General features: G+C 66.4%; 2 protein-coding genes. Both read right to left on the reverse strand.

Annotated features, from left to right (window positions below):
• Positions 1-29 precede the first annotated feature (29 nt).
• Positions 30-1,273, reverse strand: a protein-coding gene (locus ASC56_RS00030; protein ID WP_107309137.1) for an IS3 family transposase whose coding sequence is annotated in 2 segments (ribosomal slippage) — positions 30-991 and positions 991-1,273 — 1,245 coding nt in all. Because the reading frame shifts where the segments join, the coding sequence is not laid out codon by codon here.
• Positions 1,274-1,304: 31 nt separating this feature from the next.
• Positions 1,305-1,613, reverse strand: coding sequence for a hypothetical protein (locus tag ASC56_RS00040; RefSeq protein WP_055489031.1), 309 nt, complete (start codon positions 1,611-1,613; stop codon positions 1,305-1,307).
• Between the last annotated feature and the right edge of the window lie 42 nt (positions 1,614-1,655).

Consider the following 1,655-nt stretch of genomic DNA (forward strand, 5'->3'; position numbering starts at 1 on the left):
GATGAACCGCTCCGGGATCGGTGGAGGCTCTATGCGTTGACTCCAGCCTCCGGTTGGGGCTGGTATTGAGCGTAGTGGTTGGTCTCGTACTCGTGGGGCGGGATGTCGCCGGTCGCACTGTGGAGCCGTTGGTTGTTGAACCAGTCGACCCATTCCGCGGTGGCGAGTTCGACGTCGGCAAGGCCGTGCCAGGGCTTGCGGGGCTTGATCAGCTCCGTTTTGTAGAGGCCGATCTGTGATTCCATGAGCGCGTTGTCCAGGGCGTCGCCGACGGTGCCGATCGAGGCGTCGATGCCGGCCTCAATCAGGTGCGCGGTGAATGCGAAAGACGTGTATTGACTGCCCGCATCCGAATGATGAACAAGTCCCGGTTCGGCGGGAGTTCCGGCGCGGTCGCGCCGCCACAGGGCCATGTCGAGGGCGTCGAGGACGAGCTTGGCCCGCTTGCTCGTGGCCGCGGACCAGCCGACGACCGCCCGGGAGAAGACGTCCACGACGAATGCGACGTAGACGATCCCCGCCCAGGTGGCCACGTAGGTGAAGTCGGCAACCCACCTCTCGTTCGGCCGGGACGCGGTGAAGTCGCGTTGCAGCAGGTCAGCCGCCCGTTCATGCCCGTCGTCGCGCAGGGTGGTTCGGACCTTCTTGCCGCGGCGGGCGCCTTCCAGGCCGAGCTCGCGCATCAGCCGGGCAACCGTGCAGCGAGCCGCGGCTATGCCCTCGCGATGAAGCTGCCGCCAGACCTTCCGGACTCCGTAGACGCCGTAGTTGTCGGTGTGGACCCGGCTGATGTGCGCCTTCAGCTCCGTGTCCCGCATCGCGCGGGAGCTGGGAGCGCGGTTCTTGGCGGCGTAGTAGGTGCTCGTTGCGATCTTCAGTCCGTGATCGGAAAGCACACGGCAGATCGGCTCGACCCCGAACACCTTCTTGAACTCGTCGATGAACGCTACGAGCGCTTTGACGGCCGGTCGAGCTCGGCCGCGAAGAAAGCCGATGCCGCCTTCAAGATCTCGTTCGCCCGCCGCAGTTCGGCGTTCTCCGCCCGCAGACGCCTGATCTCCGCGGCCGCCTCGGACGTGGTGCCGGGCCGCTGGCCCGCGTCCACCTCGGCCTTGCGGGCCCAGGTCCGCACCGTCTCGGCCGCACCGATACCCAGCTTCGCCGCGACCGCTTTCATCGCGGCCCACTCGGTCGGGTAGTTCGGACGGATCTCCGTGACCATGCGCACCGCACGCTCGCGAAGCTCGACAGGGTAGGGGGACGGACGTGCCATGACTCGATCCTCTCAGGGAATCGAGCCTCCATCAGACCCGGAGCGGTTCATGATGCGGCACTAGCAGGGCGTGGACTAGGTGCACGAGCTGCCGCAGTCGGTCAGGATCAGGTGCGGAGGAGGCCAAAACGTCCGCGAAGGACCGGTCGTCCAAGGGCAGAGTGACCGCCCAACGCTCGTCCTGCCAGCCCTTGCGCTCCACGGTGATCTGGTATGTCAGCACCGCATGGCCATTCGGGCGGTGGTCCACCGACAGATCGGCGATGCTGAACCTGACGCTGCTGTCACCGGTGGTGTACGAGCGAGCCAGGGCCCGCTCGGCCGGCGTCTGGGTCGTCATATGCGCCCCGTCCTTTCCCTGGGCCACTCCAGCTCTAACTTA

The sequence above is a fragment of the Streptomyces sp. TP-A0356 genome, from assembly GCF_001417775.1.
In the GTDB taxonomy this organism is placed as follows: Bacteria; Actinomycetota; Actinomycetes; order Streptomycetales; family Streptomycetaceae; genus Streptomyces.

Coding starts and splice junctions, on each gene's coding strand:
- ASC56_RS00040 (WP_055489031.1), bottom strand. CDS start 1,613: ATGACGACCCAGACGCCGGCCGAGCGGGCCCTGGCTCGCTCGTACACC.